General features: G+C 42.0%; 19 protein-coding genes and 1 tRNA gene. 10 read left to right on the top strand and 10 right to left on the bottom strand.

What is annotated here, in order from left to right:
- Position 1: 1 nt before the first annotated feature.
- From GPM24_RS09135 to nusB, 4 genes are all read right to left on the bottom strand, one after another.
- Positions 2-946: a YbbR-like domain-containing protein gene (locus tag GPM24_RS09135; RefSeq protein WP_158826457.1), complete on the bottom strand. Its 945-nt coding sequence runs from the start codon at positions 944-946 to the stop codon at positions 2-4.
- An 84-nt stretch (positions 947-1,030) separates the two neighbouring features.
- Entirely contained in the window at positions 1,031-1,357 is a 327-nt protein-coding gene (gene yajC / locus GPM24_RS09130) for a preprotein translocase subunit YajC (protein ID WP_158826456.1), read from the bottom strand.
- An 11-nt stretch (positions 1,358-1,368) separates the two neighbouring features.
- Positions 1,369-1,824 carry a DUF1573 domain-containing protein gene (locus GPM24_RS09125; RefSeq protein WP_158826455.1) on the bottom strand — a complete coding sequence of 152 codons (456 nt, stop codon included), beginning with the start codon at positions 1,822-1,824 and terminating at the stop codon, positions 1,369-1,371.
- A gap of 4 nt (positions 1,825-1,828) precedes the next feature.
- A complete protein-coding gene (gene nusB, locus GPM24_RS09120) occupies positions 1,829-2,776 on the bottom strand; it encodes a transcription antitermination factor NusB (RefSeq protein WP_158826454.1) in 948 nt (315 codons plus the stop codon).
- On the opposite strand from nusB, the gene GPM24_RS09115 reads away from it, so the two are divergent.
- The 3 genes from GPM24_RS09115 to GPM24_RS09105 all read left to right on the top strand — a co-directional run bounded on the left by GPM24_RS09115 (position 2,775) and on the right by GPM24_RS09105 (position 5,408).
- Entirely contained in the window at positions 2,775-2,954 is a 180-nt protein-coding gene (locus tag GPM24_RS09115; protein ID WP_158826453.1) for a hypothetical protein, read from the top strand. The two genes, nusB and GPM24_RS09115, sit on opposite strands and share 2 nt — an antisense overlap.
- A 145-nt stretch (positions 2,955-3,099) precedes the next feature.
- The gene (locus GPM24_RS09110) at positions 3,100-4,896 is read left to right on the top strand and encodes an ABC transporter ATP-binding protein (protein ID WP_158826452.1); all 1,797 of its coding nucleotides are present in this window, start codon (positions 3,100-3,102) and stop codon (positions 4,894-4,896) included.
- 173 nt (positions 4,897-5,069) lie between these two features.
- A complete protein-coding gene (locus GPM24_RS09105) occupies positions 5,070-5,408 on the top strand; it encodes a DUF3276 family protein (RefSeq protein ID WP_158826451.1) in 339 nt (112 codons plus the stop codon).
- Between the two features lie 86 nt (positions 5,409-5,494).
- Here GPM24_RS09105 and GPM24_RS09100 read toward each other — a convergent pair whose 3' ends face one another.
- A complete protein-coding gene (locus GPM24_RS09100) occupies positions 5,495-5,950 on the bottom strand; it encodes a hypothetical protein (protein WP_158826450.1) in 456 nt (151 codons plus the stop codon).
- Positions 5,951-6,000: 50 nt separating this feature from the next.
- Positions 6,001-7,362, bottom strand: coding sequence for a magnesium transporter (gene mgtE / locus GPM24_RS09095; protein ID WP_158826449.1), 1,362 nt, complete (start codon positions 7,360-7,362; stop codon positions 6,001-6,003).
- Between the two features lie 252 nt (positions 7,363-7,614).
- On the opposite strand from mgtE, the gene ychF reads away from it, so the two are divergent.
- The 3 genes from ychF (at position 7,615) to GPM24_RS09080 (ending at position 9,669) form a co-directional block, all read left to right on the top strand.
- Positions 7,615-8,715, top strand: coding sequence for a redox-regulated ATPase YchF (ychF, locus tag GPM24_RS09090; protein ID WP_158826448.1), 1,101 nt, complete (start codon positions 7,615-7,617; stop codon positions 8,713-8,715).
- Positions 8,716-8,832: 117 nt separating this feature from the next.
- Positions 8,833-8,904 (top strand) — tRNA-Arg (locus tag GPM24_RS09085).
- 243 nt (positions 8,905-9,147) lie between these two features.
- The gene (locus tag GPM24_RS09080) at positions 9,148-9,669 is read left to right on the top strand and encodes a DUF892 family protein (RefSeq protein ID WP_158826447.1); all 522 of its coding nucleotides are present in this window, start codon (positions 9,148-9,150) and stop codon (positions 9,667-9,669) included.
- A gap of 128 nt (positions 9,670-9,797) precedes the next feature.
- Here the strand turns inward: GPM24_RS09080 and GPM24_RS09075 are convergent, their stop codons facing one another.
- From GPM24_RS09075 to GPM24_RS09065, 3 genes are read right to left on the bottom strand one after another with little or no spacing between them, the layout of a single operon-like run.
- Complete coding sequence (locus GPM24_RS09075) at positions 9,798-12,995, bottom strand: error-prone DNA polymerase (RefSeq protein WP_158826446.1); 3,198 nt, start codon at positions 12,993-12,995, stop codon at positions 9,798-9,800.
- 6 nt (positions 12,996-13,001) lie between these two features.
- Positions 13,002-14,504 (bottom strand): Y-family DNA polymerase, encoded by a 1,503-nt coding sequence (locus tag GPM24_RS09070; protein WP_158826445.1) that lies wholly within the window; start codon positions 14,502-14,504, stop codon positions 13,002-13,004.
- 2 nt (positions 14,505-14,506) lie between these two features.
- Entirely contained in the window at positions 14,507-15,238 is a 732-nt protein-coding gene (locus tag GPM24_RS09065; RefSeq protein ID WP_158826444.1) for an ImuA family protein, read from the bottom strand.
- Positions 15,239-15,443: 205 nt separating this feature from the next.
- Here GPM24_RS09065 and GPM24_RS09060 point away from each other — a divergent pair, with 205 nt between their 5' ends.
- From GPM24_RS09060 to GPM24_RS09045, 4 genes are all read left to right on the top strand, one after another.
- On the top strand, positions 15,444-15,713 hold the full coding sequence (locus GPM24_RS09060; protein ID WP_158826443.1) for a hypothetical protein: 270 nt from the start codon (positions 15,444-15,446) through the stop codon (positions 15,711-15,713).
- A 68-nt stretch (positions 15,714-15,781) separates the two neighbouring features.
- Positions 15,782-16,900, top strand: a complete 1,119-nt coding sequence (locus GPM24_RS09055; protein WP_158826442.1) for an acyltransferase family protein — start codon at positions 15,782-15,784, stop codon at positions 16,898-16,900.
- 455 nt (positions 16,901-17,355) lie between these two features.
- The gene (locus tag GPM24_RS09050) at positions 17,356-18,294 is read left to right on the top strand and encodes a hypothetical protein (protein WP_158826441.1); all 939 of its coding nucleotides are present in this window, start codon (positions 17,356-17,358) and stop codon (positions 18,292-18,294) included.
- A gap of 3 nt (positions 18,295-18,297) precedes the next feature.
- Entirely contained in the window at positions 18,298-19,845 is a 1,548-nt protein-coding gene (locus GPM24_RS09045) for a vanadium-dependent haloperoxidase (RefSeq protein ID WP_158826440.1), read from the top strand.
- A 77-nt stretch (positions 19,846-19,922) separates the two neighbouring features.
- Here GPM24_RS09045 and GPM24_RS09040 read toward each other — a convergent pair whose 3' ends face one another.
- Positions 19,923-20,675, bottom strand: a complete 753-nt coding sequence (locus tag GPM24_RS09040; RefSeq protein ID WP_158826439.1) for a YdcF family protein — start codon at positions 20,673-20,675, stop codon at positions 19,923-19,925.
- Positions 20,676-20,761: the final 86 nt, after the last annotated feature.

Genomic DNA, 20,761 nt, shown 5'->3' with positions numbered 1-20,761 from the left:
CTTATTTTTTCACTAAAAAATCTACGTTCTGAGGTGATATGCTCACCACCTTACAATAAACCGGCATATGCGTAATTTTAACAGGTAGTATTGAATAGCCCTCTTTCCACAAGCTGAAGTCGGCAGTAGCTTCGAAAAAGTCTTCGTCAATTTCAGCATACCTGCTCAACGGAACGGTAAAGGTTACTTGTATCCGCTGGGGGAAGATTTTAATGGCATCATAATGTGGATTATTTACCAATTTTACCGGCACGCTTAACGTTTTTTCGGTGTACTCTTCTACCGGAATGTGCAGCTGAACGGTTTTGGGGTATACGCTTAAATTACCTTCTTTAACTGGTTGTAGTTTAAGCTGTCTGTCAATTGTGTTATGAACGTCAGTCAAGCTTAATGAGTCTGTTTTCCAAATGTTTACGTTTCGGATAATGTTGGCGGGGCCGTTTAAAGTTATATATGCCGGTGTTACAGTAATTTTACCGGTTGCTATGTATTGCGATTTATATTTGATATCCAGCAGAGGCTCTACCGGAATCTTTTTTATCATCCGGTTGGTAAAATCAAAATACAAAGTATCCGGGTTAAAGGCAATAATTTTGTGGTTCATATCCTTCATCCGGTTAATTCGCTCTAGCTGTGTATTTAAAGCAATATAATCATTGTGTTCAAGCGTGTGTAAATCAACACTAACCGGCCGAGTGCTATTGTTCATTTTTGAAAAAAGCATTTGCCAACCGGTACCTTGTAAACTAATTTCAACCGTATCTGGCTGCAAAGCACGAAATGCACGTTTTTGCGGTGCATTTTTAAATACAATGGCCTGTTTAGTGGAATAAATGTATTTGCCCGAAAGCGTAATGAAAACCCAGGAGATAAATGCCAGCAACAAGCAGGTAATAAAAACGGATAACCGCCTGCGTTCAGAAACGGAAAGCTTGATGATAGGCATGCCTGATGTATTGCTTGCTGTAAAAATAAAATGCCGTTTCTTTAATTGCAAAAAGAAACGGCATTGAGCACTTTTATATTTTAATTATGCTTTAGCTGCAGGTGGGTTATTTAATGCTTTTGATGCATCAAGCGATATAGAGGCTTTATCAAATTTGATTTTTACGCCGTTGTCTACCTCAATTAAAAACGTGGTTTCATTTACTTCGGCTATACGACCATGTATACCGGCAGTAGTTACCACTTTATGGCCTTTTTGCAGTTCATCAACATATTTTTTTTGGTCTTTTTGTTTTTTAACCTGTGGGCGGATCATAAAAAAGTAGAATACCACAATGATTAAAACCATTGGGATAATGCCACCCAAACCACCGGCACCGCCGCCTAATTGTAATAAAATGTTTGCTGTCATATAAATTTAAATTATTTTTCAGTTACCTCGCCTGTTAAGTGCACTACACTTTGTGCAGGCGCGGTGTTAGCTGTAATGGTTATCATTTTGTCTTGCAAACCTACTTTGCCTGCGCTGTTAAAGGTTACTTTAATAGCGCCGCCTTCGCCCGGCTGAATAGGTTTGTTTTCATACTCCGGTTTTGTACATCCGCAGCTGGCAACAGCATCGTTTATAATCAACGGCGTTTTGCCCGCATTGGTAAATTTAAACTCGTATGTTACTTTGTCGCCGGTTTTAATTTTGCCAAAATCGTAAGCCTCTTTGTCAAATTTCAATACAGGTGCACTTGCCGAGTCAACCAGTGGGGTAGCTGTTGCTGCAATACTGGTGGTGCTGGTAGCAGCCGGTTGAGATGATTTTTGCGATTGATTGCAGGCTGTAGTTAAAGCACCTGCAATACACAAAACTGCTAAAATATTTTTCATGTAATTATTCAATTAAACCCCTGCCGGTTTTACGGATTTTGTTTTGCTCTTTTAACTCAAACAAGATTTTATCCAAGATACCATTAACAAAAGAATTACTTTTTGGCGTACTAAACTCTTTGGCAATTTCTAAATACTCGTTGATGGTTACTTTTACCGGTACCGATGCAAAGTTAACAAATTCGGTGATCGCCATTTTCATAATCAGGGTATCCATCATAGCAATACGCTCAGGTTCCCAATTCTGTGTTTTGTTGCCAATCAGTTCCTGGTATTCGGCATCGTGGCGAATGGCTTGTTCAAAAAGGTTGATGATAAAGTCGCGGTCTTCAGGCCAGTTGCCTGTTACCTCGGCCAGCTTGTTTTCGTGAGGGTTATCAAACGAAAAGTTTTTAAACGTTTTGGCAATCAGCGCCTGTAGCACTTCTTTATCAATTGGCCACGAAATAAATTTATCCTCAAATACCTGCTCGGCCAAAGTAGCTTTTAATATTACCTTTTTGAATATAAACTTGATGATGTCTTTGTCAGTAGTCAGCGTATCGTCTGTTTTTTGCAGGTAAGCTTTATACTCATCCGAATTTTTCAGAACTGTAAACAGGCTTTTGGAAAGCTCAGGTTCAAAATCCCATGAAACTTTATATTTCTTTAGGGCCGATATATAATCTTTATTCACATGCAATGATGTAATAAAGCGGTTTTCCAGAATTTTTAAGTTTGGATTTAAATCTTCGGCGGTAGGGAGGTGTTTGTTGGCCCGTTCAGCAGCATCATTGGCCGCAAACTGGATAGTTTCATCTATCAACGATAGCATCCAGATGTACATTTCGTGAACCTGGTCTATGTTTTGCAGTAAGGCCTTTTCATGCTGTTTAACATCTTTTTGTTCGGTTTGCTGGTAGGCGTATAAAGCCTGTAATACTTTAACTCTAAGATGCCTTCTATTTAACATGGATAAGAACGATTTAAGATGTTATGCTTCAAAATATACTTATTTTGCTCTGATGTTAGCTAAAACACCAACAGCTGGTTTTTGTTCGGTATTCCGTGCATTGGTTCCCCTGTTCATACTCAAATATACATACTCTCCTGCCAATGAACAATTGAATGGGTTAGCCAAAAAACGTTAACCGATATCGAGTGCAAAAGTAAGATTTTTTTGCGTGCTGTAAACATTAATCATTTTAAAATTATTCATTAGTGATAACCGCTTGCTGGCAGCAATTATTTGCAAATAGTATATGCGGTTAAATGCATTACCTTTGCACCGTTGATATGAAAAGCCTTGCTTACTTAAATAAGTTTTTTTACAAATACCGCTGGCGACTGATACCTGGTGTATGCTTCGTGGTCATATCCAACATATTTGGCGTTTTGCCGGCACAAGTTATTCGTGTAGCTTTTAACTTGGTGTCCGAAAATATACAGATATACCACTTGTATGCAGGCTTTGACCGTCAGCAGATAATTTATGATATTTTCGGCTCGAGTTTGCTGTTGTTTGGCGCATTGGTATTAGTGTTGTCTCTATTAAGAGGGCTATTCCTGTTTTTTATGCGTCAAACTATTATCCTCATGTCGCGGCATATAGAGTATGACTTAAAAAACGAGATATACCAGCACTATCAGGAATTATCGCTGGCCTTTTTTCGTCGCCATAATACCGGCGATTTGATGAACCGGGCTACCGAGGATGTAAGTCGTGTGCGGATGTACTTAGGTCCGGGCATTATGTATGCTATTAATACCATTGTGTTGTTTGTACTTACTGTATATGCCATGCTTAGTGTAAACGGCCGACTGGCGCTTTTTGCGCTGATGCCTATGCCGGTGCTGGTGCTCAGTATTTACTATGTAAACAACCTGATTGAGTTCAGAAGCGAGAAGATACAGGAAAGATTGTCTTCGCTATCCAGCTTTGTGCAAGAGAATATCTCAGGTATCCGTGTAGTAAAATCATATGTGCGGGAAGCTTACATCAGTAAAAAGTTTACAGAAGAGAGTGAAAATTACAAAATGCACTCAATGGCGCTTACCAAAGTGCAGGCACTGTTTTTTCCGATGATGTTGTTGCTGGTGGGCATCAGCAATGTGCTTATCATTTACATAGGTGGTATAGAGGTAATGAAAGGTAACATCACATCAGGCAATATTGCTGAGTTTGTGGTTTACCTTAATCAACTTATGTTCCCGGTTATGTCTTTGGGTTGGGTAACCTCACTAATTCAGCGGGCAGCCGCTTCGCAAAAGCGTATCAACGAGTTTTTACATGAACGGCCAGAGGTGCAATCGCCAAAGGTGGCTGCCCGGCAGGTTAAAGGTCAGATTGTATTTGACCGGGTAAGTTTTGTATATCCCGATACGGGCATAGAGGCGCTTAAAGAAGTGTCCTTTACGGTAGAACCCGGCCAGATGCTGGCCATCATCGGTCGTACAGGGTCGGGTAAATCAACCATTGCCAATTTGATGATGCGCATGTATGATACCACCGGCGGCGAAATACAGATTGATGGAACGCCTTTGCCACAACTGAATTTAAATGCATATCGTTCGCAGGTGGGGTTTGTGCCGCAGGAGGTTTTCTTATTTTCGGACACTATTGCACATAACATAGCTTTTAGTGCCGATGTGCTGGATAGATCTGCTGTTGAACAGGCTGCTAAAAATGCTGCCGTATACGGTAACATTATAGAACTGGAAAAAGGTTTTGATACCTTGATTGGTGAACGGGGTATTACTTTATCGGGCGGACAAAAACAACGTGTTTCCATCGCACGTGCTATCGTAAAGCAGCCGCAGATACTGGTATTTGATGATTGCCTGTCGGCGGTAGATACCCGTACGGAAGAGGAGATATTACGCAATCTGGGCCGTATCATGAACGGAAAAACCAGTATTATTATCGCTCACCGTATATCAACTATACGTAATGCTGATAAAATTTTGGTGATGGATAACGGTATAATTACTGAACAAGGTACCCACGATGAGTTGATGGCACAAAAAGGTGATTACTTCGAATTGTATGAAAAGCAATTACTGGAAGAGCAGGAAACACCGCCGGCAATTTAATTTGATAAGTATTTAAAATCTAGCTGTCTTATAACTTTTCATTTAAAAGTTTCGTATCATACAAACAACAATGTTAATAGTTTAATATTTTTCCACATTGTTGATTAAAATACTTGCTATTTCAAAAATTGTTTATATTTATGCAATCATAACTATTACAACACTTTATTAACATGGGAGATTTTGATAACAGAGAGCGGGATGAAGTATTCTCGAAAAAAGTAAGGGCAGGTAAAAGAACTTATTTTTTTGATGTAAAAGCCACACGGTCAAACGACTATTACATCACAGTAACAGAGAGCAAGAAGCGTTTGGAGGATGGTGTTTTTGTGAAACACAAAATCTTTTTATACAAAGAGGATTTTGAAAAATTTGCAGAAGGCCTGAAAGATACTGTAGATTATATCAAAGCGCACCAGGAAGTAGTTGAAAAGCGTTATGAATACAGCGAGCTGTCAGAAATAACAAAAGCTGCAGGCGTTGCAGCACCTGATGAAGATTTAACGTTCTAAGTAGTAGATACTACTAAAATAGTACATAAGTTATTACCAAGAAAAATAGCTTTGCTTAACGGCAAAGCTATTTCTGTTCATATATGTTAGCGCATAGAGGAATTAGTGCCTATTCCTGCAATAAAGCCTAAGAATCCAAAGGCGTAAAAGCATAACATAATAATAGTAAGAGCGCCAATGAATATGAAAAACGACTTCAGTTTTGCCATTGCTAATTCAATTTCTGTATCGCTATTAAAATCAATACCATTTCGTGCTCGCGCACTGAATTTGTATAGGTAAAGGCATGGAAAGAAGTAAAGTAACGCTAATATAATAGATGAAAATATAGTAAGTACGGTTGGCCCCAACTCGACTGATGTGGGGGAAAGTCGAGCTGCCATTGTTGCCATAAAACTTCCCGCAAAAAAGCCAAATATAATTATAAAGCCACAAGAAATAAAGCCTGCAATTGATAAGAAGCGAGCCCATTTAGTCGCTATTTTTAAATAAGCTTGTGCTTGTGTTGTTAAATTTAGCGATGAATTAGGTGTTAGGTTCATTGTAAAAATTTAATTGTACATAAAGTTATTAAAAACAACAAAGTAGCACTTTATATATGCAGTACAGACACCGCCACTGTAAAATAAATGATTAATCCGGTCACATCTACTAGTGTAGCTACAAAAGGGGCAGATGAAGTAGCCGGGTCGAGCCCCAGGCGTTTCAAAAGCAATGGTAGCATAGAGCCAGCCAGCGATCCCCAAAGCACAATACCTACCAGCGATAAGCCTACAGTGGTGCCTACCAATGCCCAATGTGGCCCGTAAATATCACTGAATAACGTCCATACGTAAATTCGGAAAAAACCTATAATACCCAGTGTAATACCTAGCAATAAGCCCGAAAGTATTTCGCGTCGCATTACCCGCCACCAGTCTTCTATCGTAACCTCACCTAAAGCCATAGCTTGTATAATTAGCGTAGACGCTTGCGATCCGCTGTTGCCACCACTGGATATAATAAGCGGAACAAACAGCGCCAATACAACCGCTTTGGCAATCTGTCCTTCAAAATAACCCATTGCTGTTGCTGTAAGCATTTCGCCCAAAAAAAGTACAATTAGCCAGCCTACACGCTTTTTAACCAGCTTAAACAGGTTGATATCCAAATAAGGCTCATCCAATGCTTCGGTGCCACCAATTTTCTGGATGTCTTCGGTATATTCTTCATTGGCAATCCACAAAATGTCATCTACCGTTACGATGCCCAGCAAAATGTTATTGTTATCAGTCACCGGTAAAGCTACCCTGTTGTTCATTCTGAAGGTATTGATAGCTTCTTCCTGTGGATCGCTAACATTAAGGGAAATAAGCCGGTTATCCATTAAGTCGCTTACTTTGGTTGCCGGGTCTACCAATAATATCTCACGGATACGGATATCATCCAGCAACACCCCGTGCTCATCTATCACATAGATAACATCAATGGTTTCCGAATTTTTACCATAGCGCCTGATGTGTGAGAGTACCCGTACCACATCCCAGTCTTTTTTTACAGCTATATAGTCGGGTGTCATTAACCGGCCCACACTGTCTTCATCATAACCTAACAGGGCCAGGGCTTGCTTACGGTCGTCGGGGGGTAAGTGTAAAATCAGGTTCTTAACCGTGTCGCCATGCAGTTCGGCAAACAAAGATGTACGGTCGTCGGGCGGCAACTCATTAATCAGTTCGGCAATTTTTTGTCCGGAAAGTTTTTTTAGCAAACGCTCCTGGATAGGAAAATCCAAAATGCGGAAAACATTTACTGCGCGGTTAAGTGCCAGCGCTTCAATAAAATGGGCGGCATGTTCGGGTAACTCGCCAATTAACTCTTCAACGTCCGATATGTTCAGGCTGTTCAAATAGTCGTGCAATTGCGCTTCATCATTATTCTCTAATAGCAGTTCTACTTGTTCAACCATTTCTTCCATATACGGCCCTCGTTTTTACATGTTAACCCAATTGTTATCGATACGTTTTACAACGCCCGCAAAAGTCGTTTATTTTTTCAAATTTCAAGGCAGATTTTGTGTTATCTTTGCGGGAATTTTTGGTGACTGGCTAGGTGGTTAATGATTGTATTGGTTAAGTGGTTAAATGCTGATTTTATTCATTTAGTTTTCAATTGTTTAGCCCTTTAGCCGATCAACTACTTAACTTAATCAACTACTCAATAAAAAATAATGGGTTTACAATGTGGTATAGTAGGTTTGCCTAATGTAGGCAAATCAACACTTTTTAACTGTTTATCAAACGCCAAAGCACAGGCGGCCAACTTTCCGTTTTGCACCATTGAGCCCAATGTGGGCGTTATTACCGTACCTGACGATCGTTTAACCAAACTGGCCGAACTGGTAAACCCGCAAAAGGTAGTGCCCAACGTAATCGAGATTGTGGATATTGCCGGTTTGGTAAAAGGCGCCAGCAAAGGCGAGGGGTTAGGTAACCAGTTTTTAGGAAACATCCGTGCCACTAACGCTATAATCCACGTGCTGCGTTGCTTTGATAACGATAACGTAATTCACGTAGATGGTTCGGTTGACCCAATCCGCGATAAAGAGATTATTGATACCGAGCTGCAACTGAAAGATTTGGAGTCGGTTGAAAAGAAAATACAAAAGGTAGAAAAAGCTGCCAAAACCGGCGGCGACAAAGATGCCAAAAAAGCGTTTGAAGTGTTAACTATTTATCGCGAGCATTTGCTAAGTGGTAAATCGGCCCGTACAGCTGCGGTTAGCGACGAAGATAAAGAACACATTGCCGACCTGTGGCTGCTTACGGCCAAACCGGTAATGTACGTTTGTAACGTAGAAGAAAGCGCTGTAAACACAGGTAATGCTTATGTAGAAAAAGTGCGCGAAGCGGTTAAGGAAGAAAATGCCGAAGTGCTGGTGATTTCTGCCCAGATAGAATCGGAAATTGCCCAGTTGGAAACTTACGAAGAGCGTCAGATGTTTTTGGACGATTTGGGTTTAGCCGAATCGGGTGTAAACAAGCTAATTAAAGCTGCTTACCACTTGCTTGACCTGAGCACTTACTTTACAGCCGGTGTGCAGGAAGTACGCGCGTGGACTATTACTAAAGGCTTCACAGCTCCGCAAGCTGCCGGTGTAATTCACTCTGATTTTGAAAAAGGCTTTATCCGTGCCGAGGTAATTAAGTATGATGATTTTGTTAAGTACGGTTCGGAAGCTGCCTGTAAAGAAGCCGGTAAGTTAAGTGTAGAAGGTAAGACTTACATTGTGCAGGATGGTGACATTATGCACTTTAGATTTAACGTGTAGATAGATAGAGCCAAGAAACAACAGCCAGGAAACAAGATAAAAATGCAATAGTTGATTTTTCTTGTCTCCCGGCTCTTGGCTCTTGTTTCTAAAACAATATATTTGCACACAATAAATGCTCCCGTAGTTCAATGGATAGAATTATGGTTTCCGGTACCATCGATAGGGGTTCGAATCCCTTCGGGAGCACAAAAGCCGCTTTACTAAATAGTTAAGCGGCTTTTTTTGTCTTTTTATTGGTTTTTTAGCTAATTTTTAAATTTAGACCCCAAAATAGTTCCTTAAATGTTACTTCAATACAATTTATTATACATTTAATGTAAACTGTTGCAAACCTTTGCAGTAATGTTGATATTGTAATAATAATCCTTCTATTTTTTAATAGCCTCATCTTCGTATCCCTTTTATAACGCCTATTTACCTTTTTGTGCTATGCTTAATAATTTGCAAGGTGATTCTGCCGGCATTGGTGATAAAATCAATGATTTATTGATTTTTTATAGTTTGGAGGTGTTTGCAATAAAAACGCAGATACTTGAGTATTTGCCCTCGCTGGCCAATAATGCTTATGCTAAAGATGTTAAAATGGCTATTTTGATGGTTAGCGTTAAGGCGCATGAAGAACTTTTTAGGCTCCGTGTAATATTAAAGCTATTAAAATTTGAAACACCCGACTCTTTTGCTCAAACGCGTACCAGCCTAAATTTGATGGAATTTGTTACTTCAAACTTTGGTGATAATCCGTCTCAATCAACCGATTGCCGAATGTTGCAACACTTAATAGTGATTGAGGGCTTTCAGGTTGCGGCATATGAATTTTTGAGCCAATTGGCTCAAAAAGCACGTTCTAAAGATATACAGGAAACAGTCACCAGATCATTAAAAGATGCGATAGCCACAAAAGCAGACCTCAAAGCTATGCTAGATGGTTGTATACGGACCTTATCCAGATAAATAGATTTTGATATTCCTTATTATAGGTGCCTTTATAACATAATATAATGTAAAAGTTCTTTAAAAGCACCTGACGCAAAAAGTTGTTAAAAACATATTTCGCAGTTTCTTTATTCAGTTATATATTATTATTGAAAGTTTCGCCCTTTGTAAAACACTTCTTTCTTTACAGCGCCGCGTTGTTGCTGGGGTGGCGGGCTGTTTTGTTCGTCATGTGGAAAAGTAAATTGAGGCGAGTTGGGCTGAGCCGGTTCTGTTAATTTGCTTAACAGCTTGTTCATGTTATAGCACTGTTTAACTACTACGTGAATTACCTCGCCAGCCACCTGTACGTGTCCATCCACCATCAGCAGGCGCGATTGGATAATTTCTTTACGGTATTCGTCAAAAAATTGAGGCCATACTACCAAATTGCAAAAGCCGGTTTCGTCTTTAATGGTGACAAACAAAATTCCTTTGGCGGTACCAGGGCGCTGCCGTATGGTAATCATGCCAGCCACTTTTACTTTGTCACCGTTTTTAAGTTGCTTAAGATGAGCTGTTGGTACAGCGCCCAGTTGGTTTAATTCATAACGTACAAAGCTTACCGGGTGGGCCTTCAATGATAAGCCAGTTGTAGCTATATCCTGAACCACATGCTCGCCCTGCGTCATTAATGGCAGCGCTAGTTGGTCCTCATGTGTGCTGGCTGATGGCTGACCTTTAAATAAGCCTATGGGTTTATCGTTCAAAGCGGGTACTTCCCAAAGGGCTTCCCTGCGGTTTAAGCTTATAGATCCGAAAGCATCTGCATCGGTTAACTGTTCTATGGCCGTTTGTGAAATGCCAGCATCGTTAAGCTGCTGTATGCTGGTGTATCCCTGGCCGCGCTTAGCAACTAATAAGTTCATATCTTCTTCACGCAAGCCTTTGGCTAAGCGGAAACCTAAACGTAACGCATGGTATTTGCCGTCTATTTCTTCAAGTGTATGATTCCAGTATGAGTAATTTACATCTATTGGTCTAACCGTTACATGATGTGCCCGTGCATCATCTACAATCTCGGCTGGCTGATAAAAGCCCATGGGTTGGCTATTAAGCAGTGCCGCTGCAAAAACTTCGGGGTATCGACATTTAAGCCAAGATGAAATATAAACCAAATGTGCAAAAGATGCGGCGTGGCTTTCCGGGAAACCATAGCTACCAAAGCCTTCTAACTGTTTAAAAATTCGTTTGGCAAATTCTTCTTCATATCCATTGGCTTTCATGCCAGTCACCAGTTTTTCCCGAAAGGCACTAACCAAGCCTTTAGCTTTAAAAGTTGCCATGCTACGACGCAAGTGATCGGCTTCGGCAGGAGTGAAGCCAGCTGCTACAATTGCAATTTCCATGGCCTGTTCTTGGAAAAGAGGAACGCCATTAGTTCGATGTAATACATCCTTAAGCTCTTTTGATTGATATTCAATGGGCTCTAAACCATCCCGCCGCCTTAAATAGGGATGCACCATATCACCTTGGATAGGACCGGGGCGTACAATAGCTACTTCAATTACCAAATCATAAAACACTTTCGGCTTCATGCGTGGCAGCATAGACATCTGTGCGCGGCTTTCAATCTGAAAAACGCCAATAGTATCAGCCTTGCTAATCATTTGGTATACGTCCTCCTCGTCTTGCGGAACGTTTTCTAAGGTGTACTTTTCACCATAGTGCTTTTCAATCAGGCCAAAAGCTTTGCGGATGCAGGTGAGCATACCCAAGGCTAAAATATCTACTTTTAAAATACCCAATGCCTCTAAGTCGTCTTTGTTCCATTCCAGCTGGGTGCGGTTTTCCATGCGGGCATTCATCACGGGGCAAATGTCAGACAACTTACAGCCGGTAATTACAAAACCACCTGTATGCTGACCCAGCTGCCGCGGAAAGCCGATTAGTTGTTCGGTAAGATGCAGTACTTTTTGCAGATGCGGATCATCAGGGTTGAGGCCTTGCCCAATGATGCGCTCGCGGTCGAACCCTTCTTCTGAAAAACTCCAGATAGTGCCGCCCAGCCGTTTAATGGTGTCCTCAGACATACCCATCGCTTTGCCCACATCGCGCAAGGCGCCTTTGTGCCGCTCTTGCGTTACGGTGGCTACAATAGCGGCATGTTCTCGCCCATAAGTTTCATAAACCCACTGGATGATCTCCTCGCGGCGTTCATGTTCAAAATCTACATCCACATCGGGCCATTCGTCACGGGCATCTGACATAAAGCGGGAAAAAAGGAGCCTCGATTTTTCGGGGTTAACCGGCGTGATGCCTAGACAGAAACAAACCGTACAATTAGCTGCGGAACCACGCCCCTGATGTAGTATACCTAATTCTTCGGCCTTTTGGGTATAGGCATACACTCTTAAAAAGTAGGGAGCCAGTTTGCGCTTAGCAAAAAAGTCAAGTTCAAAATCAATATCCTTTAAAACTTTGTCTGGGATACTTTCTCCCCAGAACTTCCGTGCACCGGCCATGGTGTAGGTCCTTAAATGCTCATCGGCAGTGCGCCCATCAGGGCTTTGCCATTCGGGTTCTAAATATTTTAGTGTGTCTAATGAAAATGTGCAAGCTTCGGCAATCTCAATAGTACGTTCTATAGCGTCAGGATATTGGCGAAACAGGCGTTCAAGTTCGTCAATAGGCTTCATATAGCGCTCCGCGTTAGCCAATAGTTTAAAACCTGCGGTATGGATAGTGCATTTTTCGCGTACGCAGGTTTGAATATCCTGCAACTCCCGGCGTTGGGCCACATGGTAATGCACATCATTAGTGGCTACCATAGGTATGCCTAATTGCGAAATGCGATAGAGGCGTTTATTATCCTGCCCACTATAAGTGCGGCTGGCTGCAATGTATAGATTGTGACCAAATGCGGAGCGGTATTCGTTTGCAGCAACCTTAAAGTCATTTTCAAAATCGAAGTGTTGGTTTAAAGTTGCAGGCGGTATTAAAATAAACTTAATGCCTTCACCATGTGCGTAAATATCCCGGCGGTAAAGTTCGCATTTACCTTTTTCGGTACGTAGATTGCCTAACGAGAGTAAAGCGCACAAATGACCCCAAGCCTTTATATCGGTGGGGTAAGCCAGTAAGCTGGGGCCATCTATTAAATCCAGTCTGCAAGCTGGAATGATACTGATACCTCTGGCTTTTGCTGCTATATGGGCCCGCACTACACCGGCTACGCTGTTGCGGTCGGTAATAGCAATTTTGGTGTAGCCTAAATCGGCAGCGCGGTCGGCCAGCTCTTCGGGGTGCGAGCCGCCCAGCATAAAAGTGAAGTTACTGGTTACTTGTAATTCTGCGTACGCCATAAAATGTTAAGCAAAAAATCCATGAATGTACCATTGCGTTTCTTCCTGTCCATAGTGTCCCGAGCGGAATAGCCAGTAACGGCGGCCTTGCTCATCTTCTACGGTATAATAGTCGCGATGCAAGCCCGGTTCCAGCCACCACTCTCGCTCTATGCGTTCGGCGTCATCAGCTTTTTTAATAACATGACGTTCGCCCTTGTAAATAAACAGCATAGGTGGATTATCGGGCAGCAAGGCCATCACTTCAATGCGTTCTGGTTTAGGTAATAAAAGCATCGGTCTAGGCTTGCCGGTTTGCCAGATAGTGGCTGGCTTCTCGTCCAGCGACTGAGCTGGCCGTATGGCGTGTTCTGGCCAGTAGCGTTCTTGTGGCAGGTAACGATTAATGGCGTTTGACCCGAATTTGTTGGTAAGCCGGTCTAACAATTCGGCTACCCCGGTGTCTTCCAGTCCACAGCTATCCGGCTTCCACAAGCGTTCTTGCTCGGGCGAACAATCTTCTACTTTAGGCGCTTCCAGTATAAACAGTTCAATGCCAAGGGCCGGCTCTATTGTTGAAATTTTCAACTCAAGCAACTTAAATATATTAGCCACCTTTGCAGTAGGTTTGTTGGTGCCAATACTTATCTGAATGCTTTTACCATCCACACGATAACCTTTTAGTATAGCACCTCTTAAGCCTTTGCCTTCTTTTTGCAGGCGTTGACATAAATCGGCCAATAATTGCAGTATGGCTTTTTCGATAGCCAGTCGCGTTCGGATAGGTTCCAGAAAAGGCAATCTTACCTGATAAGGTTCGGGCGGATGTAATATCTGTAAAGGTTCATCTTTTAAGCCGGTCGCCTGGTCTATACGCAAAAGAAGATGCTCGCCAAAGCGCCGCCATAAAGCCGGTTTAGGTAAGCTTAGTAGTTTTTGTACGGTGTGAAAGCCCAGCTTATGCAGCCGCTCCAATGTTACCGGCTCTAACCGTAGGGCAGCCGGAGGCAACGGGTATAGTGCCTTAATATGATCCCCCGATGTAATAACTGAGGCTTGTTTGCCATATCGGGCTATGGCCCAGGCTGTGCCTGTTGTGCCGGCTAGGGCGCCGCGTACGCGGTAGCCTTTTTGCCGCAGGGCAGTTAACAAATTTTGAAGATAAGTATGTTCTCCGCCCCATAAATGCGTACACCCGGTAACTTCCATCAACAATCCGTCGGGCAAATCAACGGCAACAGCGGGCGAGTAGCGGATGCACCATTTGCCGGCGGCCTGCAATATTTTTTCGGCCTGCCCGGGCACCGCGTCAAGTACTTTCAAATCGGGGATGATCGCTTTGGCGTCGGCAGCGGTCATGCCCACGCTTATACCTTCGTTTTGTGCTACGTTATTGATGGCGGTAAGTATAATCCGGTTCCGCTCCATTACGGTTAATCCAACCGGAATGCCCTCCAGTTCGGGCCGTTGCTGGGTAAGCCAGTCGGTTAGCAAGTGCCTAAACCATAAAGAAACAAATCGCTTTTGCATCGTTAACCTGCCTTTCGTTCGTGTGATGGAATAGTGTTGAATTGTTCATCAACAGGCATAAACCGGCCTTCAAACCATTCTAACTGCCATGTGCCTGGGTTGCCGTTTTTTACACGCAGCAATTCAACCTGCCAGCGCGGAAAGCCAACGCCGGGCAGTTCATCTTCTGTTTTGCTGGGTAGTGGTTTAACCTGCCAGCGGGCTACACAAACGGTACTGGTAAGCTTACGCAAATCATTACGCAAAATAAAACCCGTCACCCGGCTAGACTCGACAGCCAGCTGTAATCTTCGGGATTGTGCAAAACTTATCTCCCGTACTTCGGCTACAACAGCGGCCAGTCCCTCGCATTTAAGAGCTTCTTCTGTTGCCCAAAGCACATCCTTTTCATGGTTTACGTCTACAAAAATCAGCCTGTCGGCAGCTGTTTCAAAGTAATTAAGCGAGGGTGGAAAAATTTTCCGGTTGGTGCCAATCCACAAACAAGCACCGCCTTTCATCATCATGGCAGACAGGATGCCTGTTAAAAAACCGCCGGTAGCAGCAGCTTGCTCGGCAGTAGGGCAAAGCATTTCATGAATCGCCCCAACAGGAAATACGCCATTAGGAAAAGAAGCTTCTAACGGGCCTAAACCAATACCTTTTGCTTCATCAGCAACAGGCGGTACAAAGCCCTGCCACTTTAAAATGTCAGTTTTTAGCCTGCTTATTATTTCTGCTTTTGCATTATTCATAGCTCGAGATTTATAGGGCTAAACCGGATAGTATGATTAAACTGGTTACGAAAACCTGCATCAGCAAAAGAAAAGGCGGATAATATACATAAGAATCGAGAAGCTAAATTCAATCGGATCATGACATTTACAGTTAGGGTTCACAAAACTAATACTAAAAATATTAGCATTTTGTTTATCTTTGAAAAAACTTTTCCACATCAGTATGATGATTAAGAACTACCTGACCAGAGCAGCTAAAGCATGGTTAAAGCGTAATGGCGGTCCGGGCGAGATTATACATGTTGTTCCGGCAACAGAAAAAGCAAGTGGTCAGTGTTATGAACTTTATACCGCTTTTCAGAATGGTCCTGATTATTTAGGACGGATATTATTTGACTTGAATGGATACTGGATTTATGATGGTGATGATTTATCAGTAACCGAGCAAGAGCAGGTTGCTCAATTTATCATAACTCAGGCATCAAAGGCGTAAATGAAATGCTAGTTTAAATTCTAAGTATATTTGATATATTGCAGCGTTAACCTAGCTAACCAATTATCATGTCGTCTTATACTCAACCGGCCTCTAAGCCGCATTACCCAATATTAGATGGATTGCGGGGCGTGGCAGCGCTTACCGTTGTTATCTTTCACACTTTTGAAGCTCATGCCACCAGTCGTCTGAATCAAATTGTGAATCATGGTTATTTGGCGGTTGATTTCTTTTTTTTACTATCGGGCTTTGTGATTGGTTACGCTTATGATGATCGGTGGCAAAAGCTTACACTAGGTGGCTTTTTTAAACGTCGCTTGGCCCGGTTACAGCCTATGGTGGTAATGGGGATGATTGTTGGCGCTGCTTTATTTTATTTTCAGGATGGACCGGCTTTTCCTGGCATTCATCAAGTGCCGGTATGGCAAATGCTGCTGGTAATGCTGGTAGGATTTACTTTAATTCCGCTGCCTATATCGGCCGACATCAGGGGCTGGCAGGAAATGCACCCGTTAAACGGACCAGGATGGTCACTGTTTTTTGAATACCTGGCCAATATCATGTATGCACTTTTTGTGCGCAAGTTTTCTAAAACGGCATTAACAATCTTGGTGGCTATATCAGGTGCGGCCCTTATTCATTATACGGTAACCGGTAAAACTGGTGATGTGATAGGTGGATGGTCTTTAAACGCCGAGCAGTTACGTATAGGCTTTACCCGTTTGATGTTCCCGTTTTTTGGCGGTTTGTTGCTATCGCGCACTGTAAAAGTGTCGCATATTAGCAATGCGTTTTTATGGTGCAGTTTGCTGCTGTTGGCTACCCTAGTGATGCCCAGAATAGGAGGTGCCGATCATTTATGGGCTAATGGTTTGTACGAGTCGTTAGTTATCATCATTGCATTTCCGTTCATTGTTTATCTAGGTGCAAGCGGACAGGTAGAAGGTAAGTTTTCTTCCAAGCTATGCAAATTCTTAGGTGACATTTCTTATCCCATTTATATTACCCATTATCCTATTATTTATACTTACACAGCTTGGGTTAGCCGTAATAGAGGCATGAGTTTTCAGACTGCTTTTCCGTGGGCTGCTCTTACTATTATATCTTCTGTAGTACTGGCATATGCTTGCCTTAAATTGTATGACGAGCCGGTTAGGCGCTGGTTGCACAAGAAACTTATATCTTAATTACTGATAGTTTGTGGCAAATATGTTTGAAGCGTATGAGTAGCTTGATCAGATTTTCCAATAAAAATCAATGAATACCTAAGGTAAGGTGCATTTAGATGTGTGCAATTACAAATATTTGCACATAATGTTTTTACAGGAAAAAATATTTTTGCTATTTCTAAAATCTTAATATATTAGTAAAAGCAAGCCGACGTAACATTTCTTTTACAAAGCATGCTGTTCAGGTAATATGCTTTTGCTGAACTTCAAATTTTGATTTTTATCGATTTGCGGCTACATGTTTTCTGATCTGATACAATGTATTTAGCACCTCTGTTAGTGTTTAACCAGCATTACCGAGGCATAATATAAAGCTTCAATTATTTATTGGAGTTACTAAAACAGCTTTTCCATATTAAGAAAGGCTTATGTTGTAATCAAATACTAACCAATTTATAACCTGTTCTTATACAATGAAAATGTATTACAAATGGCTGTTAAGCAATGCTGTTTTGCTGCTGCTTTGCGGTGTGATGTACCCGGCACAGGCGCAAACCGAACAGGATGCATTGATGATGCCTAAAAATAATTTGTGCGTAGCCCTTAGTTATGGTTATAGCAGCTGGACAAATTACTGGGAAGGCACATTAAAGCGCAATAATGATAATATAGGCGCTTTATCTACCCAATCGGCTACACTGATGCTTAATTATGGAATTACCAATAATTTGAATTTATTGGCGGCAATACCCTATATATCAGTTAATGCCAGCAAAGGTACTTTACAAGGATTAAACGGTTTTCAGGATATTAACCTGTTTGTAAAATGGAAGCCTGTAGCCTCTGTGTGGGGCAATCGAAAATTTTCAGTGTTTGCAGTAGGCGGCTATTCAACCCCCAGCAATAATTATAATATTGATTTTATGCCTATGTGTGTTGGTTTGGGTAGTAAGGTATTGAGCGGCAGGTTAACGGCCGACTATCAGCGGAACAAATTGTTTGCCACCTTATCCGGTGCTTATATGTTGCGCGGTAATGTAAGGCTTGATCGGGAAGCTTACTATACCACCCGCCAAATTAATTCCAGCGAAGTATATATGCCCAATGCCGGTAATTTTTTACTGATGGCCGGCTATCGTTCCAGAACCCTAATTGCACAGGCCTTTATGGAAAACATGACCACCTTTGGCGGCTTTGATATCCGTAGAAACGATATGCCCTTTGTAAGCAACCGGATGAACAGTACCAAGGCCGGGTTAGAAGCCAAATATTACGTTCCCCGCAATACTGCTTTGGGCTTTCATGCCAATGCATGGCGTACATTAAGCGGGCGTAATGTAGGGGAGTCTACCGGTTTTATGGCGGGAATAGATTATGCATTTAAATTGTCTAAACATACTATTGGAAGATAAGCTATGAAGAAAGTTTTTACTTGGTTAAGCATTTCAGCATTAGCATTAAGTTTTACAACATCTTGTAATAAAGATGTTAATGAACGTACTGATGATTTACCAGCATTAAATCCGGCAAATATTGATTTAAGTGCATCAGAATGGAAGCCTTTTATAGCTACCAATGTGGCCGATTTTCCATTGCCAGCCCCCAACAGCGTATCATCAACGGCATATTTAAATGAGCTAAAGGCACTAAAACAGGCCAGCACTAATTTATCCGATGATCAGAAAAAAATCATCGATTACTGGAAGGCAGGAAGCATTTTGCGTTGGAATGAAATTATGCGCGAACTCGTAGCCAAGCATAACCTGCCGCCTTACCAAAACGATGATGGTACTTATCCGATACCCAATGCTGCCAACCCGTTTTCATATCCCGTGTTCCCTTTTTCCAATCCACCATATGCCGCCCGCGCGTATGCCTATGTAAGCGTTGCTCAGTATGATGCATTGATAATGGCCTGGAAGTTTAAAAATCAGTATAACACCCCGGCGCCTTATAAAGCAGATGCTTCCATTAATGTATCTGTGCCTAAAAGTGAATTGCCGTCTTACCCGTCAGAAGATGCTGTGGTATCGGGTGCTTCGCTTGAAATAATGAAACTGCTTTTTCCGGCTGATGTGGATTACATCAATAAAATGGCTGCTCAAGAAAAAAGCTATCGCCTGTGGAGTGGCGCCAATGTAGAAAGCGAACTTACAGCCGGCGATTCATTAGGCCGATGGGTAGCGCGAAAAATTATACAACGTGCTAAAACCGATAATATGGGAAAATCAGTAGGCGATGCCGCTATGTGGGCAAAGCTGGAGTCAGATTGCATAGCCAAAGGCGAAACGCCCTGGATATCACTGGAAACGCCTAAACGCCCGCCAATGCTGCCGGGTTTTGGTAATGTAAAACCGTTGTTGTTTAATGCTGATGATGTAGCGTCCTTGCGGCCTGGTCCGCCGCCATCTGCCGGTTCTACTCAAATGCGTAAAGAATTAGATGAAATATCAAGTTACACCAATAAGCCTACAAAAGAAACTATGCGCATTGTAAACTTTTGGGCTGATGGCGTAGGCACTTATACGCCCCCCGGCCACTGGAATGCCATAGCCAGCGAAAAATTTGTGGAAAAGCAATATAGTGAAATTAGATGGGCTCGTAATTTGGCGTTGTTGAATGCCAGTATGATGGATGCCGCTATTATGTGCTGGAACACTAAGTACTATTATTTTAATGCACGTCCGTGTCAGTTAGATCCAAGCATTAAAACGCTTACTGGAGTACCTAATTTTCCGGCTTATATATCAGGGCACTCCAGCTTCAGTGGTGCTGCTGCCCGTGTATTAGGTTTCATTTTGCCAGAATATGCATCAGAGTTTGATAGTAAAGCAACCGAAGCATCTAACTCTCGTATGTATGGTGGTATCCATTACCGGTCTGATTGCCAGGAGGGACTGGTTACAGGTCACAAAGTTGGCGATTTAGCTATTGCGAAAGCCAATGCCGATGCAGGGCACTAAGTTGAAAATTATATTACTTGCCATAAAAAAGGCTATATCTAAATGATATAGCCTTTTTTATGGCAAGTATAAACTTATTAGTATTTATGCAAGGTAGCAACTATATAACCTACCAACTCTTTAGTATACAAATCCCATTCACTAAATGTAACAGAACTAGGCAAAAAATTGCCCCAATTGAATTTACTTACGGTAGTTGAATAATTACAAGGATAAGGCACCACGTTGACCCCAGTTTTTTGAAAAATGAGCATGCTGCGGCGCATATGAAAATCGGAGGTAACCAATAAGTAGGGGGGCTGCAAGTGTGTTTTAGCTAATAGTTGTTTTGTATACAATGCATTTTCAATGGTGTTTCTTGAACGATTTTCAATTAATATGCAACTGTCCGGAATGTTCATTTCTTTCAGTTGTGTGTTTACCCAGTCGGCTTCTTTAAAAGCGTCAGGCTTTATGCTGGCATTGCCGCTCGTGATCAAAATGTGTGATGCCTGTCCGCTAGCTTTAAGCTTAATGGCTTGGATGAAGCGGTCGGCTGCCCAATTAAAATAAGCCCCGCCGTCATACTTTTCAGATGAAAAGCCGCCTAGCACAATGGCACAGCTGTAGGTGGGGCTTTTAACAGTTGAGGTAGCCGGGTATCTCCAAGATTCAGCGTATACTTTTAAAAGCGCCGGGATAGAAAACAGGTAAAATACTATCAGGCAACTTAAAAGTAGCCACCGTTTACGTTTTGTATTTTTAACGAGTAATGCACTTACTAACAAAACCAGTACCCAGGTAATAGGAAACAGCAGGAACAACAGTAGCTTGGATAAAATAAACATCATATAGGGCGCTTAACTTCTGTGTGCTAATTTAAGCAGATATAGCTATCATTGCACCCTGTAAAAGCTTTTGTATATTATCCGTGATC

Source organism: Mucilaginibacter lacusdianchii, assembly GCF_009770985.1.
GTDB lineage: Bacteria > Bacteroidota > Bacteroidia > Sphingobacteriales > Sphingobacteriaceae > Mucilaginibacter > Mucilaginibacter lacusdianchii.
The sequence above is the reverse complement of the archived record's forward strand: the minus strand, read 5'-3'. Positions and strand labels throughout refer to the sequence as shown.